This is a genomic window from Bradyrhizobium sp. in8p8, assembly GCF_000426845.1.
GTDB lineage: Bacteria > Pseudomonadota > Alphaproteobacteria > Rhizobiales > Xanthobacteraceae > Bradyrhizobium > Bradyrhizobium japonicum_C.
In genome coordinates this window covers 18,316-33,635 of the sequence record NZ_AUGD01000011.1, presented here as the reverse complement: position 1 = coordinate 33,635, position 15,320 = coordinate 18,316, and the positions used below count along the sequence as shown (strand labels likewise).

At 60.4% G+C, this 15,320-nt stretch carries 12 protein-coding genes and 3 pseudogenes; 10 read left to right on the top strand and 5 right to left on the bottom strand.

Annotation, left to right across the window (positions count from 1 at the left end):
* Positions 1 to 46: 46 nt before the first annotated feature.
* Together K408_RS44335 and K408_RS43950 are read left to right on the top strand one after the other, a co-directional pair.
* Positions 47 to 157, top strand: a pseudogene (locus K408_RS44335) (PEPxxWA-CTERM sorting domain-containing protein); the annotation flags it as partial.
* A gap of 651 nt (positions 158 to 808) precedes the next feature.
* Positions 809 to 943 (top strand): hypothetical protein, encoded by a 135-nt coding sequence (locus K408_RS43950; RefSeq protein WP_283805282.1) that lies wholly within the window; start codon positions 809 to 811, stop codon positions 941 to 943.
* 495 nt (positions 944 to 1,438) lie between these two features.
* Here the strand turns inward: K408_RS43950 and K408_RS42875 are convergent, their stop codons facing one another.
* Positions 1,439 to 1,597 (bottom strand): hypothetical protein, encoded by a 159-nt coding sequence (locus K408_RS42875; protein ID WP_155248637.1) that lies wholly within the window; start codon positions 1,595 to 1,597, stop codon positions 1,439 to 1,441.
* 1,107 nt (positions 1,598 to 2,704) lie between these two features.
* On the opposite strand from K408_RS42875, the gene K408_RS38740 reads away from it, so the two are divergent.
* From K408_RS38740 to K408_RS0125810, 5 genes are all read left to right on the top strand, one after another.
* Positions 2,705 to 3,562 carry an alginate O-acetyltransferase AlgF gene (locus K408_RS38740; protein WP_024341358.1) on the top strand — a complete coding sequence of 286 codons (858 nt, stop codon included), beginning with the start codon at positions 2,705 to 2,707 and terminating at the stop codon, positions 3,560 to 3,562.
* 10 nt (positions 3,563 to 3,572) lie between these two features.
* The gene (locus K408_RS0125825; protein ID WP_024341357.1) at positions 3,573 to 4,952 is read left to right on the top strand and encodes an MBOAT family O-acyltransferase; all 1,380 of its coding nucleotides are present in this window, start codon (positions 3,573 to 3,575) and stop codon (positions 4,950 to 4,952) included.
* Positions 4,953 to 4,959: 7 nt separating this feature from the next.
* Positions 4,960 to 6,012 (top strand): alginate O-acetyltransferase AlgX-related protein, encoded by a 1,053-nt coding sequence (locus tag K408_RS0125820; RefSeq protein ID WP_024341356.1) that lies wholly within the window; start codon positions 4,960 to 4,962, stop codon positions 6,010 to 6,012.
* 28 nt (positions 6,013 to 6,040) lie between these two features.
* Positions 6,041 to 6,997: an alginate O-acetyltransferase AlgX-related protein gene (locus K408_RS38735; RefSeq protein WP_024341355.1), complete on the top strand. Its 957-nt coding sequence runs from the start codon at positions 6,041 to 6,043 to the stop codon at positions 6,995 to 6,997.
* Between the two features lie 189 nt (positions 6,998 to 7,186).
* Complete coding sequence (locus K408_RS0125810) at positions 7,187 to 9,781, top strand: NfrA family protein (RefSeq protein WP_024341354.1); 2,595 nt, start codon at positions 7,187 to 7,189, stop codon at positions 9,779 to 9,781.
* An 11-nt stretch (positions 9,782 to 9,792) separates the two neighbouring features.
* Here the strand turns inward: K408_RS0125810 and K408_RS41255 are convergent.
* Positions 9,793 to 10,011 (bottom strand): annotated as a pseudogene (locus K408_RS41255) (IS5/IS1182 family transposase); the annotation flags it as partial.
* Positions 10,012 to 10,088: 77 nt separating this feature from the next.
* Positions 10,089 to 10,967 carry a DUF3320 domain-containing protein gene (locus tag K408_RS0125805; protein WP_024341353.1) on the bottom strand — a complete coding sequence of 293 codons (879 nt, stop codon included), beginning with the start codon at positions 10,965 to 10,967 and terminating at the stop codon, positions 10,089 to 10,091.
* 338 nt (positions 10,968 to 11,305) lie between these two features.
* Between K408_RS0125805 and K408_RS0125800 the strand changes: the two genes are divergently transcribed.
* The gene (locus K408_RS0125800; RefSeq protein ID WP_155248636.1) at positions 11,306 to 12,202 is read left to right on the top strand and encodes a hypothetical protein; all 897 of its coding nucleotides are present in this window, start codon (positions 11,306 to 11,308) and stop codon (positions 12,200 to 12,202) included.
* A 229-nt stretch (positions 12,203 to 12,431) separates the two neighbouring features.
* Here the strand turns inward: K408_RS0125800 and K408_RS40420 are convergent, their stop codons facing one another.
* Both K408_RS40420 and K408_RS43525 read right to left on the bottom strand, forming a co-directional pair.
* Positions 12,432 to 12,650, bottom strand: coding sequence for a helix-turn-helix domain-containing protein (locus K408_RS40420; protein WP_155248635.1), 219 nt, complete (start codon positions 12,648 to 12,650; stop codon positions 12,432 to 12,434).
* 79 nt (positions 12,651 to 12,729) lie between these two features.
* A pseudogene (locus K408_RS43525) lies at positions 12,730 to 13,433 on the bottom strand (transposase family protein); the annotation flags it as partial.
* A gap of 415 nt (positions 13,434 to 13,848) precedes the next feature.
* On the opposite strand from K408_RS43525, the gene K408_RS0125790 reads away from it, so the two are divergent.
* Positions 13,849 to 14,133 (top strand): hypothetical protein, encoded by a 285-nt coding sequence (locus K408_RS0125790; protein ID WP_024341351.1) that lies wholly within the window; start codon positions 13,849 to 13,851, stop codon positions 14,131 to 14,133.
* 242 nt (positions 14,134 to 14,375) lie between these two features.
* Complete coding sequence (locus K408_RS0125785; RefSeq protein ID WP_024341350.1) at positions 14,376 to 15,311, top strand: DUF4357 domain-containing protein; 936 nt, start codon at positions 14,376 to 14,378, stop codon at positions 15,309 to 15,311.
* The last annotated feature ends 9 nt before the right edge of the window (positions 15,312 to 15,320 follow it).

Here is a 15,320-nt window from a genome sequence, read left to right as displayed (position 1 = left end):
GACCGGGTGGACGGATCACAACTACACCGACGAGCAGTTCGTTTTCACGGTCGCGGCCGTGCCTGAACCTTCGACTTGGGCAATGATGATCCTCGGGTTCGCCGGCGTTGGTCTCCTTGCATATCGTCGCCGCAATTTGCTGCCGACCGCCGCCTAGACCAGCCGGCCCCCCCGAACTCCCTTCGAGAGGAGGTCTGCGAAGCGACCTTTTTGTCCGCCAGAACCACCTTGCTGAGGGATGGAACACAAGCGATGACAAGGGTTGAAACTAGGACTAAGAATCCAGTCCTGCCCATAAAATGAATATCGTCTCCTATTATCATTTGATCGCTGGAGAGTGACATGCTGACGAGGTATTTCGTATGGCTCGCCGCGCTGGAATTCTTGCGCCGCCGACCTCAAGAAGGAGAAAGAGGAAGCACGCCGAATAGCAGGCATCTCGAACACCGCGAGATGCAGACCTCGATCTAATTCCAAACACGCTTGAAATGAAGATCGGTCGTTTTAGCGAGCCGAAGCGAAAAAGAAGGCGCGTACAGCTTGTCATCGTTGTCGCGCGTTAAGGCGAGGCCGCGATGGCCAAAAGGGCGGGCGAGCGTGTGGTTCAGACTGCCGTCGCCTCTCACGGATGGCGAAGACGCATCCGACGATGTCCGGGGAAACTTCCTGGGCCTGAGCGATCTTGATCAGGGAGGTCCTAGTTCACCAATCGGCCTCGTACTGCAATCTCGAAATTGGAAACACAGGACTCGATACTACGGGCCGGACCGTCGTCGTTCAGATCTTGAGCTACGTAGCGAAGGCGCGCATGGGACCTTCCCTCGATTTCGTCGAGGTCGCTCGCAATCTTCTCAAGAGCCTCCTGAAGGCGTCGCAGATGAGAAAGGTGCATCGCGGCATGACCCATCAGATCTCTCCCCATAGTAGGCCCGACGAGGATTGAGCCTGCAGTGGCGCGCGCAAGCAGTCTGGGAGCGCGTCCAAAGTGACTAACAGAGGCCGTCGCAAGGCACTGCACCCGACAGGGTCCTCGCACCCGAGACTTAATAATTCCCATTATTTGAGTTTTTAACCGAGGGGTCAAGCTCGCTTTAATGAGTCGAATTTAATGGCAAAAAGTACTCGGATCCCCGGGATAAACAGCCGTACCGCCACCCAGCATTGCGAGCGACGCCGCTGCCTGTCTGCTTCTCCGAAGGGTTGCGACGGCGCCCGAACAACGGAGCATCTCGCTGGTCGCAGCCAGTCTTGCGATCACAACAGAGTTCTTCCGCACCGCAAAATCGCTCAGCTTTCGACTTGCCTCGCGCTCGATCCGAAGATTTGCGCTGCCAATGATCCGTTGGATCACAAAACGGCTGCAGCCACCCAATCGCGCGCCCTCGCATTCAGAAGCAGAGTACCTCCGTTAGTGAGGGTGGCGAAGCTCTTCTTCACCTTAACAAAGCCCTTCGGCCTGCCGGTCACAGCCGGTCAGCACGACCACCTGAATCGACCTCAGCCAGATCACCCCGGCGGCGAGACGCTGCGGATGAAGCGCTTCAGCCCCTCCGAAGCGCCCCTCGTCTCCAGTGAGATTGCAGACGACTCTCACCATCTCTCATCCGCACTTTCGACCTCCAACAAGGCATAGCCGGGGTCTGGACGGTCTTCAGAAGCTACGCGAGTTCGTTGCTCGCCTTCGCCAATCCATCGGTCGTCTTCACATTCTTGCAACGGGTTTAATCCCAACGCTTCTGCAAAGACGACCGCTCTGACGTGTGAAATTGGTGTCGTGCGCATTTGCTCCTGCTTGGAGCGAGCAATATGTCAGCGGGCATCCCGAGTTTCGCGATTTTTCGGCATTGACCGAGAACCAAACCCCGGGTCCGAAAAATCAACGCTGAAACTCCTCGACTTGCTGCTTCGCAGCGTCAGGCTTGGACAAGTTTTCGATCGTTTTTGCATTTCCTCGATCCTCGCGTTCACCCCTTCAAGGCTCTGAGCACATTGCCAAGCTGGGTGCGGAAACCATTGAACGGGTCCAAGGTGCAGTTGCGGATGCAGGTGCCGATGGTCCACTTTTCTGCGCAGACGAAGGAATTGTCTCGGCCACTGCCGTGCAGAGCAAGTAGCCGCGCTAAAAACAGTCTCCGCTCTCTGGGAGTGAACAAATCCGTCAGCATAACCCGCCGGCATTATCCAGCGTCGGCTAACCGGCCCGGAAAGCCTCGCCAAGCCGCGCCGTATCACCACCAAAAGTAAGGAAACACCCGGTATCGCAGCCGAGGATCGCCATAATAGCCGGGACCTTCATAGGGTCCGTAGAAATTGCCGTCCCCATACACCCAACGCGCGACTGGCTTACGGGTAGGTGGTCGGTAGCAGCGTCCCGCCTCATTGCAGATCACCTTGACCTGCACGAGCGCCGGTTTGGAATGGGGCGTAGTGGTCTGGACTAGAAGCGGCGCCGCAGCCGCCCCCCCTGCCAGCATCATCGAAAGACCGGCGATCGCTCCAGTAAATTTCAGCATTGTCTTGCCCTTCGGATCCACCCGATTCTAAGTTCGACAGAGACTAACAGTCTTAATGGTCTCTTTTCCGCAGGACAAGGCCGCCTGAGACCCGCATGTTGTCGTCCGTCCCCTGACCAAACCACTCGGCGATCGATCTGCCACATCGGCACATGTCGCTTCGCGCTCCCCGCGAGAGACAAGGCCGCTGAATGCCGGTAGCTTCGAACCAAGAAGGGGGTCTCACGAAGACCTTGCTAACCAATTCCGTTTCCCATGTGGCGACTGGAATTTCGGGGCGGATTTTCTGGCCGCTGGTGCGGTGGTATGTAGCCAAGGCCCGCTTCATTGCTGATCTGACCTTCAAAATGACCATCCATCTCATTTCGTGTGTTCGGCGTTGCCGACGATCGTTCGGCCCTGCCCTGCTCATAGCCTTATCGTTTGGGCAGTTGACGCAAAGCCAGGGCCAGGAGATCGGCCGCCTGTACGCAACCAGACCACCGCCCGGATACGCCTTCATCAGGATCGCCACAGTATCTGAGGGCAATTCCCCTCGGATACAGGTCAACTCGGCAGATCTGGCCATTAACGAGGCCACGGGGGCGAGTTCCTATCGCGCCGTTCCCGGCAACCAGCCCCTGCACCTGGCGGCGAACGGCTCTCCGATCTCGAAAGATGTCGTGCCGGCCCCGGAAACATTTCTGACCTTGGTGGTCTCGAAAGCCAACCCCGCCTGGACCGTCCAATCGATTGACGAGGGGCAGAATTCGGATGACGGCCTGAAGGCCAAGCTCCGCTTCTTCAACCTCGTGCCCGGCTGCGCAGCCATTCTGAAGATTGCGGACGGCCCCACAATCTTCGAGCAAAGTCCATTTGCCTCCGTCCGGTCTCGGGCCATCAATCCCGTATCCGCACGGCTTGAAGGATCCTGCGGCGAGGGCAGCGCCGGCCTGACGCTTCCTCAATTGCGTGCCGGGGATCACTACAGCGTGTTCCTTCGGAAGGAGTCCCAACGGCTTCGTCTCACCGGCGGCTTGGATGAGACCGAGCCTCATCGGGAGCGCTAGGCAGTTCGCGATGGTATTCGTCAGCGACTCCTTTGTTTTTCTCTTCCTGCCTCTGTTCCTAACTGTCTACGCAGTTGTTTCCGCGCGCCTGCGGAATGCCACGATCCTCCTATTCAGCCTCGTCTTCTATGGTTGGTGGCGGTTCGATTTTCTCCCCCTCCTCATTGCGATCGCGTCCTGGTCCTGGGCTACGGGGCTCTGGATCGTCCGAAGCTCAGGCCGCGAACGTCAGCTTGCCCTGACCGCGGCCATTGTGGCCCCACTCGCAAGTCTGATCTGGTTCAAATACGCCAACCTTCTCGTTGAAACCGCATCGGTCTTAGGTGCACCGGTCGAGCATTGGACAGCTATTCCATTGCCCATCGGCCTCTCATTCTTCGTGTTCGGCGCGATCTCATACTCGGTGGATGTCTTCCGAAAGACCGTCGCCGCCGAGCCCAGTTTCGTGAACTACGCCACCTATCAGGCAATGTTCGGCCATCTCGTCGCGGGTCCCGTGGTGCGCTATCAGTCCGTGGCCGAGCGGCTGTCTTCACGCACCTTCGACCTTTCGGAGTTCACCGAGGGCTGGCGCCGCTTCATGCTGGGTTTCGCGCAGAAAGTTCTCCTTGGAGATACACTCGCGCCACTCGTCGATGCCGGCTATGCGCTGCCCAACCCCAGCGTGGCCGACGTCGCGTTGACGGTTACCGCCTACACGCTGCACCTTTACTTCGACTTTGCAGGGTACAGCAGCATGGCCATCGGTCTCGGACTGATGGTCGGCTTGAAGTTTCCGGAGAATTTCGACAATCCCTATCTGAGCCGATCAATTACCGAATTCTGGCGCCGCTGGCACATCAGCCTGTCGAGTTGGCTGCGCGACTATTTGTACATACCGCTTGGCGGCAACCGCGTTGGCAAGGTTCGCTCCTACTTCAACCTGCTGATCACCATGGCGCTCGGCGGCCTCTGGCACGGCGCCAGCTGGACTTTTCTGGTCTGGGGCATCTGGCATGGTTTGGGGCTGATCGTAGCACGGCTCTGGAACGTAGCCGGCGCGCCTCCGATCCCCACATTCATTTCCCATCTGCTCACTTTGGCCTTCGTGATGGTCGGATGGCTCTTGTTTCGCGCCCAGGACTGGCAGGCTGCGCAAACAATGTTGTCGGGTCTGCTGGGCTTTCATGGACTTGCCCTGTCATCGCCGATGGCTGCTGCTGCAAGGCCAACGGAGTTGCTGACAGTCTGCATTGGGCTCCTTGCGGTCTACGCTCCGACGCTGCCGCCCTCTCGTCTGCGAGCCTATATCGCCCGTCCACCGTTCGAATTGGCGCTCCTCTTGTGGCTATGCGCCTTGTGGACGATACAGAGCCGCACCGTTATTCCCTTTCTGTATTTCCAGTTCTAGGGACGTCATGCTCAGGGTTGTCCTCGTACTCGCAGTGATCTTCTCGGGGCTGGTCTCCGTGCTGATCAGAGGTCATGGTTCTCTGGGCGAAGTGCTGAAGACGACGACGTTGAACGACCTTGCCGATGGTCGCTTCGCCCAGAGAATCGACAAGGCGGTTCTTGGTGCAGTACCACGCAGCACTGACCTGGACGGCCTCGTTTCCGGAATCGAATATCGATTGCTCGGCGATGCCGGACCACAGGTCCGCGCCGGTTGCGGTGATTGGCTCTTCACCATGGAGGAATTGCGCGCAGAGCGTCACGCCGGAGCCAACATGGCGCTCCGGGCAGAACTGCTGCGGGGGCTGGCGCATGCAGTCAGACAATCCGGCACGCGTCTCATCATTGTCCCGGTGCCCGACAAAGCCGCGCAGGTCGAAGACAGGCTCTGCGGAATCACTGCAGCGCAATCGCGATTGCGAGACCAATTCTGGAACGAGCTCGGCCGCATGGAAGGGGCGGTTGTCGTCGATCTCCGCGATAACTGGCCCCGTCCAGGCTATTGGAAGACGGACACACACTGGGATCAAACCGGCGCCCGCTTTGCTGCCGAGCGGATCGCACAAGCCGTCGCACACACGCTCGAACCCGCGCCAGAGACGGTGAAGCTGATTGAAGGGACCACGCGACAGCGCACGGGTGACCTCGCCAGATTGTCTGGGTTGACCGATGCGCCACGTGTGCTCGCGCCACAGCCCGAGCAGGAGCGAGAATTGAAGGCGGACATCTCGCGATCAGGCGGATTGCTCGACGACACGCCCGAACCTTCTATCATTCTCGCTGGATCGTCCTTTTCGATGAATTCGGGGTTCTTCGAGTATTTCCAGAACTCGCTCGCTCGAGAAGTCGCGCAAGTCAGCTGGCCTGGCGGAGGGTTCGCCGGCGCGCTGCTAGAACTTCTCGAGACACGATCTGGCAGCTTGGAGAAAGCCAAGGTCGTGATATGGGAGTGGCCAATGCGATCATTGACCTTCCCTCCAAGCGAAGCCGAGAAAAACTTCCTACGCCGGATCAGGTGATGCAGTGGCGCAAAGTGTAACGCGATTGATGGTGATTACTGCTGCCGCGCTCCTGGCGTCCGCACCGCTGACGTCGGTCGCAACTGCGCGCGATGCCGTCATCGAAGGCAAGTCCAACTGGCTCTTCGCCGGCTGGGAAAGCCTCACCGTCGCGCGTCCTGACGCCGAGCGAAGCTCCATCGAGCTGATTTCGGCGGTCGGGCAGCTCTTGGCTCAGAAAAATGTCAAGCTTATCGTCGCCATTGTCCCGCTCAAGCCCAGGTACTATGAAAGCCTGCTTCCCGATGGCTCAAAGCTGTCCGACATCGTTCGGCAGCGTTACGATCGGGAACTCACCGGACTGCGCACTGCCGGCGTTGCAGCGCCCGATCTTCGAGACGCTCTCAAGACCGTCATCGACGACAAGAAGGAGGTCTTCTACCGCACTGATTTTCATTGGACGACGTTTGCCGCCGAAGCGTCCGCGGATCTCGTCGCCAGCGCAATCACCGCCGACGGCCCCCTCCCCGGCAAAGCCGGAAGCGGTGCGCAGCTTGGCGAGTGGATGAACGATCGCCACCTTGGCGACCTTGCCGCCAATTTCCTGCCGCCGGATCGAAAACGGGCGATCGGCCCCGAAGCCTACGTTATCCGGGGCCCCGCCAAACCAGCCGTCGGATTGCTCGATGAGGATCCGGCTCCAGTCGCCGTCGTAGGCAACAGCTTTGTGCAACCGTATTTCGGCTTTCCGCAGCGGCTGTCCAGCAAGATCGACAGGCCGGTGGCGCTGAAGTGGAATCCCGGGGATGTCGGACCATGGGCCACACTCCTGCAATTCTTGCGCTCAGCCGAATTCAGGACGTCGCCAATCAGATACCTCGTTTGGCAGTTCAACGAAGCGCAAGTCCAGAACGGGCCCGACGCCGTCGGCGAATGGGCTTCGCAGAGTATTTCCAGCCGCGTCGAGTGGCGAATGAAGGTTAGCGATGCCTTGAAAAATCGGTAAAAGGCTTAATTTTCTCTGACGTCAGGATTTCCCCCTAAATCTGCTGCGAAACACCGCAGCAATTGCGCAACATGTCGGACAAAAAGCATGATCTTTGAAGGTCTTGTTGCAGTCGGACATCAAATTCTGGTTCCGCAGGTTTGCCCCGTCCGCTAATCTGAGATGCAAGTGTTACTGCCTGTGGGGGCCATGGTTATCAGGGGCGCAGAGCGTCTGAGACGACGTAAGCTGCGGGCTGCCCTCGGCGGCCTCGCGCTTTCGCTTGTCTTGGCGTGCTCGGCACGCGCCCAAACCGCCGATCTGGACCGCCCTCTCGACGGCGAGGCCTACTCCTCCGCCGCACAAGCATATAAATCGTTTGAGCAGGGCAACTACCAGGCTGCCGCAAACCAGGCTGCAGCCTCGGTTTCCTTGCGACCTGACATCCTCCGCCTGCGGTTGCTCTTGATCGACGCATTAGTCGCTGCAGGCAACCTTGCGTCGGCCGAACAGGCAACCATGGCGGCGCTCGCAACTTTTTCCTCGAACCAGGAGCTGGAGTCCCGGCAATCCAGTATTCGCCAGCGGCTTGCACAGCAACCGGCCGGCGAGGGCTACAAGGCGCTTGAGCGGGGAGATCCAAAGGCCGCTGTTCGCGCCGCCCGCAAAGCCGTGGAGTATGGGCCGGATGTGATGTCATACCGGCTGCTTCTGCTTGCCGCCCAACTCGCCGACAACAACCTTGTTGGTGCCGCAGAGACCGCCTCGGAGGCGATCAAACTCGATTCCGGCAATTACGTTCCGCTCGTGTGGCGGGCATATATTTCCCAGAAGCTCGGCAACCGGACGCTCGCCGTCGCCGACTTCAATGCGGCACTCGCCGTTCCCGACCTTACCGACGCCGAGAAGAAGCAGATCAGATTGATTGCATCCGATGCGGCCCTGGCTTCCGGCGACGCCCGCGCGGTTCAGATCCTGCTTCAGCCATATGCCAAGACAGATCCATCGGTCGTTACGCGGATTGGCGATGCCGATGCTGCTGCCGAAGGCAAGGCGACCCTGAAGGGCGACGGCAGGCTCATGCCGATGCCGGTGCAGGATTGCCGCGACACGCCATACGGCTCGGTCTGCAGTCTGCAGGCGCCGCTCGTTCAGAGCATCGCCACGCCCATCGACAAGAAGGCCGAAGGCATGGGGGCGGCAGGCAAGGCCTACGAGGCCGCCCGTGCCAAGAACTACAGCGTGGCGATCGAGCAAGCCAAGAAAGCGGTGGCGGATACCCCGGAGATCGCCAGCACCCGGCTGCTCCTCATCAACCTGCAGCTAACCGCCGGTCGGCCGGCCGAGGCCGAAGCCACAGCGAGCCGCGCAATCGCGGAAGGCGTGGTTGATGCCGAGATCTACGCACAGCGCGGATTCGCGCGCAGCCGCATCGGCAATGACAAGGGCGCAATGGCAGATTGGGAGACAGCGCTTGCGCGTGGGCTTCCAGGAGATCAAATCCGGAACGTCCGTCTCGCGCTGGTCGACACGGCGCTGAAGGCCAAGGATCCGCAACGGGCGCTGCGGTCGCTTCCGCGCGTAGGCCTAGACTACGACTTCACAATTCGCCGCGCATATGCCTATCAAGCTTTGAGCCGCAAGGAAGAGGCGCTGCGCGACTTCAGGTCGGCTGAGCGTCTATCTGTCACCAATGTTCAGCGCGATGGCGCTATCCAGGCACAAATCAACACCCTGCTGGAGCTTGATCGCAAGCCCGAGGCACGAGCGATCTTCGACGCGGCGATTGCTCGGGGCCAGCTCAAATCGATCCGGGGCGCAGATGCCGCCTATATCGGCGTTGCCGTCGGCAACGATAAAGTGGCGCTGGAGCTGTTCGATCGCGCGAAGGCAAACGGTGCGTTGCCGCCCCGGGCCACCATCGATGCCGGCTACACCGCGATGCGGCAGTTCCTAAATCCAAAGGCAATCGCCTATCTCATGGAGGGCATCGACGCGAAGGCCGACGGTCGCATCAACATCGACGATCAGAAGCTGTTCGAAACACGGCGGACGGTTGCCGATCTGACGCGCGTATGGGGGATCAACAGCTCTATCTCCTACGGCAAGGTGGGGTCAGCTCCCAATCCTTTCCTGACGATCAACTCGCCCGCAAGCACCTACACGTCCCAATTTGGATCGGAGCTCTACTACCGGCCGGAGGCGTTCGGAAACCGTAACGGCGCCCTGTTCGAGGTTTTCGGCCGCCTCTTCGAGACACTGTACGACGAGGCGGGCGGACCTACCGGGCTACGTACGACGCAAGGCATGGCCGGCGCCCGGTGGAAGCCGTTCTCGGATCACAACCTCGTATTCGAGGTGGACAAACTGTTCAGGCTTGGCAACGCCGCCCGCGACGATACGCTGCTGCGAGCGGCCTATTCGTACACGGTCGGAACGGACTTGCGGGCAATGGATACGCATTGGCCGACCTGGTATATCTATGCGGAGGTTGATCGCTTCTTCCAGAAGACACAGCTCATCGGATTGTTCGAAGGACGCTTTGGTCACAGCTTCCGCCTGGATCCGATCAGCAGGAACCTGGTGTTCTTCCCCCACGCAGTTGTTGCCGCCAGCTACGACGATTCATTTGCTGTTCGCGACGCCTTTTCTGCCGGCGTCGGCAGCTCGATCCGCTATTGGTTTGGTGAAACGAAATATCTTGCGCCTCCCTCTTACTGGGAGCTGACGCTGCAGTATCGCTTCAGGCTCGCCGGCGACAGGCGCGCCGAGGGCATCTTCGCGCAAACGTCCATCAACTACTAACTCGTCGTCCGTTAAGAAGCCGATTGCAGCGGGGAGCGGTCGCTGATGGCTGCGATGAGAGTGGCCAGGAAGAGGCACCAAAGAGCCCTGAGCCAGGCGAGGATGCGGCGGAAGTAGTGGCCGACGTCCGAGAGGATAACGTTGGCCGCATCGCCGGCGCGGCCTTTGAGGTAGCAGCGGCCGAGTTGACCATCGGTCTTCAGGTGCCCGATGACGGGTTCGATGGCGGAGGTCGTGATACAGTAAAGCCGGCGTCTCGCAAACCGCCTCGATGCGACAGGACAGGCGAACAGTGCGCCTGCTCTGATTATCCGGCCCTCAGAGCCAGTTCAGCAGCAGCTTCAAATCGAGAGCGGGTAGTGCCCGCCATACGTTTCAAGCCCATTCGCCGGCTCATAAGCTCCGCTGCCTTGCTTGTCGTGTGGCCTGCAGCCAAGAGCGAGCTTGCGAGCGACGCCAATTCGACCAGCGGCACATCTAAATGGTCACGAATCTCTTTCGGAGCATTCCGGAAAGGCACCAGCTCCTGCAGTTCGGGGCTCGGCCATACAATTGACCGCCCCTCTTCTGATGAGCGCGCGAATGATGGGTCAGCCACTTCTCGAGTGATCTGGAGCAGCTTTCCCGTTGCTCGTGCGAGACCGTGAGCACGCGCGACCCGGCGCGCCACCAGCTCCTCGAAGATCGGGCCTTCCGAGCTTATCACGTGGTCCACCATAAGCTGGATTGTGCGGCGGTATTCGCGTTCGTACAGACTATGCTTGCTCAAGGTCACCCCGAGCGAAGCGAAGTTTGTCGGATGATAAGGGAGTCCTACCTCCAGATTGCCGTGCTGCGGCTCAACCTGAGCTGGCAAAAGTCTGGGAGGTGCCTGGAGGGAGCTCGTAGCGTCCGGCAAGGCAGCGGCCGCCGCTGTTCGGACGCCCCGAGGTCGCGGCTCGCTGTCCAGGTGTCTGATGACCGCGAGGCGCGCCGGCGTATCGTCAAAAATTCTTAGAACCAATCCGAGTTCTCTGAGTGTCGGGATCAGCAGCTGCAGCGCGGCGGCAGCTTTGCCTTTCTCCAGATCGACCACCCATTGCCGCCCGACGCCCGCGCGCAGGGCTAAATGGTGTTGCGACCACCCCAGCAGAGTGCGGCGGTCGCGAATGAAAAGTCCGAGATCTTTGGGCTCGCGAATGTCCATAAATGCTCGTCGTCGAATGACGACACCTTAGTCGGTAAATGACGACATCATATATAAAACACCTCTTTTTTCAATAGAATAGTGTCGTCAAACGCCGATAGGGCATTTTCTGAACCCGCAGATTGGCTCTCCGGCAGTCCGCGGTGCGGCACATACGAAGTGGATGTGAGCTGGATCAAACTTGAGACATAGGGTAATTTACGTCGAGTAACGAGCAGAGCAGTTAAGAAAAGCCAGTGTCTCTTCGGACGGATGCGACCCGGCGAACGGTCACCCGCACGCCAGCGACAGTGATCGCCTATCGGCAGAGGTACGTAGGCCTGTGTCGGCTTGCCGACGTGCAGATCAACGACCTGCTGGGCGCCGTTAGGTGGTTTGCCGGTGGGCATAATCGCTGGGTGAAGTCGACCATCAGGCAGTATCGAGCTGCGCTCCTACAAGTGATCGAAGACTCCCAACCTGACCTTCCGATTGCGGCTGCCGAAGAACTGTCTGCGATTCTCAAACTTGGTCCCAAGCCCCGCCAATCCGGACCTCCCCGGACTTCGGCGAAGAAGAGAAAGTCGGTTCCGAAATCCGAGTTCGGTCTGCTGTTACGTCACCTGAGGAACAGAGGCCGCCATCCCGACGACCGCCTCGCGGCACGACTGTTGAACCATAACGTTCGACTTTTTCTCCGCCCAAGCGAGTGGCGAACGGCGATTCTCCAAGGCAACATTCTGATTGTCAGAAATGGAAAGGCCACGAACGGGAGGGCATTGGGCTTCCATCGACGACTGGATTTGACGGACTACGGTCCTGAAGGGGTGAACGATCTTTCCAAGCTCCTAGCGGTCCTGCAGAGACAGGCCCAGACAGCTGAGGGCTTCCGCCGGCTGTGGGGAAGGCTAGCCTCGCGAATTGCACGGGCGTGCAAGGAGATCGGCATAAAGCGATTGGCACCGTACACAACGCGCCATATCGGCATGGCGAACGCCAAGTCCTGGATGTCACCTGAAGAGGTGGCGGCAACCGCCGGACATAAGACCACGGCGACAGCGAGCTCCCATTACGCGAAGCGCCGCACCGCATGGCGCAGCAAGCCGTCCGGTGTTGCCCGTCCCCTGCCTGAGGACGTTGCGAAGGTGATCGGATCGCGGAAGGTAAGCCGCGAAGCTAACTTGGAGTTCATGAAGAATCGCGAAGAAAGAATGCGCGATGGGCCTGCGGGCGATACGCCCACCCCTCCTTTTTGACGTGATGGCGTCGCATTGACGTGACTGCACCGCACGCCTGTGACCTCCATCCCTCGCACGGGGGCCCGCCGGATCGCAACCGGTAAGTAAGGCGGCAAAGCATGCAAGACAGCTGTCTGACAAGTCAGCAAACTATCGCTCCGACCAACGGGCCGTCGCCATGAGCGGGCTTCGCGAAGCTCGACGGGCAGGGACACAACGACAAAGCAGGCTCTCTAAAGCTACGTTGTCAGATGCCGGCGCGCTTGCCGGCGCCAAGTGAACACTTGTTGTGGGTCAGCCCGCGTCGCCGGGCAATCTCGGAAACGACCGCGCCTGGTACCAGCGTCTCCTCGACAATCAGGGCCTTGTCGTCCTTGCAGAACCAACGACGTCGTCCCGTCTCCGTGATCACTTCCAGCCGGCGCGCCGTTACATCCGACTTAAGCGTATGGTCAAACATAGTCACAAACCGATCCCTTTAAAGAGATCGTGAAACTCGCCTATCCCATCTGCCACGAAAAGGTGGGAGCGGAACGACGCTTACGCTTGGTGTGGCGGTGCTCGATTTTGTGCTCGCGACAGATGCGGTCAAACATGTGCAGACGCCAACGGGCGGTCGGTCCAGATCGGCGCGAGGGTGATCACAAAACGGTACGCCATTGTCGGTGAGTGGCGTGTGGATTTTGAAGGGAACTGCTTCGGTCAAGGCCTGTAGTATGGCCGCGGCGGTCTTCACCGTAGCGACGTCGTGCAACTGCGCGAAGGCAAACTTCGAGAGCCTGACCACAGCCACAAAGAGATACAGCTTCCCCTCTTCTGTGCGGACCTCCTCGATGTCGATATGGAAGTAGCCGATCGGATAGGCCTTGAGCTTTTTCTGGACGGTCTGTCGCCGCGACGTCGGGCAGCCTGCTGATGCCGTGGCGCTGCAAACATCGATGCAGCGAGGAGCGCGTCAGGTGCGGAATGGTGGCTTGCAAGGCATAGAGGCAGTCGTCCAGTGGCAGAAGGGTATGTCGCCGAAATGCAACGACCACCGCCTCCTCTTCGGCCGAAAGAACGGTCGAGCGCGGGGCCATCGGCCCCATGGGCGCATCCAGGACGAAGCTGCGCTTGCGCCACTTGGCCACGGTCTTTGGTTGAGGCCGTACTGGACCGCTATTAGGTTCTTGAGCGGAGCCTTCGACCGCTGTATCGCAGTTCGGATGGCATGCGTTGTCGTGGCGCTGCCGTGGAGTACCTGTCCCACCTACACCCCGGGACTGAACACCTAGGCCGGCTGCTTGTGTGCACGTTTCATGCCCGGGCCGGACTCGGTGTCCTCCTCCCGCTTGTCGTGACGCTAGGCTCATCCTTAGCATCACAATAATCATTGTTGATACCCCTAATAGCATCCGCCTGATTGCTCGTGTCGCGCAGCGACAGGGCAGGCAGCGATGTCCCGGGCTTCTAATGCCGGCGTGGCAGCAGCGACGCCGACCCGCGGACCCCATCCGTTAATGTAAAGTAAGCATGTTGTCGGCGGAGCGGGGGCGGAACTTGCAATTGGAACAGAGCCACCCGATACTTGTCGTGCCATTCGCAATTCCTGCGAAGGCGGCCGCTGCCGGTGCTACCAACACACGACAACGGCCTGACCACAACCGACTTAGTAGGAGTCGATCATGGCTGAGTGCCAGTATAACGGCGATTCGCCGTTCCCGCCCCTCTTCTCTCTGCGCCCCGGCATGCCCGGCAGCCCCGAGAGCAGCGCCGTCAAGCCCATCGCCTTCCCGGCCCTGTCGGCGATCGAGGCGCCGTCCGTGATCGCGTCCTACATCCTGAACGGCAGCGCGGCCATGTATATCGGCGAGAGCATCGACTACGCGCGCCGGCTGCGGGATCACGGCGCCGTCCACGCGACGCGGCCCCAGGGCGGGGCCACCTCCATCACCACCTCCATCGACTAGCTGATCGCGGAGCTCGACGTCAGCAACGCAAGCGTTGCACTGACCGGCTCGTCTCCCGTCCAGATGGCCCCCGGGGCAAGGTGACGACGCGTCAACCGCGTCGTCGACCGTTGCTGATCGGCCGAATGTCGGGACGACCGGACGCCTCCGCCCTTCGTGGCGCTGGGGTAGCCGTGCGCGTTCAGGTTCGACGGCGCCGAGCTCTTCGGTCTCTCGCACACATCCTGACAGTGAGAACCAGCATGACGCTTTTTGCTTCCAACAGCTCGGTGCAGCCGGCCTGCACCAACAACGTCCACCGTCCGATGGGCGGCATCGAGGGCCTGCGCGAGGTTCACGATGATGTCGGCCGCCTCACGGCGTCGGCCTTCCCGTTCGCGATGATCAAGGACATGTCGATGACGCGCGCCGCAGTGCCGGCCTGCTACATCCTGGCCGACCACTGCACGGCCTATATCGGCGAGAGCGGCAATATCGGCCGCCGGCTGTCCGATCACTTCCGTGACCAGAGCAAGGCCTTCGCGAAGGAGGTGTACGTGATCTCGGGGTACGAAGGCGCCTGGTTCGACACCACCGCGGCGCTTTATCTGCAGTACCGCCTCACCAAGCTGGCCGAGCAGGCCGGCCTGGTCGACATCATGAAGGGGGTCAACCCGCAGGTCCTGGAGCTGCCCTCGCATCGACGTGCCTCGCTCGATATTTTCGTCGAGCACGGCGAGCGGCTCCTGTTCGACGCCGGGTGCCGCGTGCTGCGCTCGAATTTCGCCAGCCAGCGTCGCACCGTCGCCGACGTCGATACCATCGGTCCGGACGACAGCGGCCCGATGCAGATCGGCGTGATCGCCACGCCGCCGCTCGGCAGCGAGCTCCAGCTCAACTACGGCGATCTCTGGGCGAGGGGCTTCCCCACGCCCGAGGGCTTCGTGGTGATGGCCGGTTCCGAGCTCCGCAGCACGGTCAACCCGAGCGCGCCGCCGATCGTTGAAGCGCGCCGCAATGAGCTCGCGGGCGCCCAGGCTCTGATGGCGATCCCGGGCGTGCAGGACCGGCAGCGTTTGCGCGTCGCCGTGTGCTTCCCGTCGGCCGCCATCGCCGCGAAGGTCGTCACCGGCGCGCATGTGGACTCCAGCAAGTGGCAGCCGCCGCGCGATCCGCGGCCGATCCTGGTCGCGGCCTAGGAGCTCAAG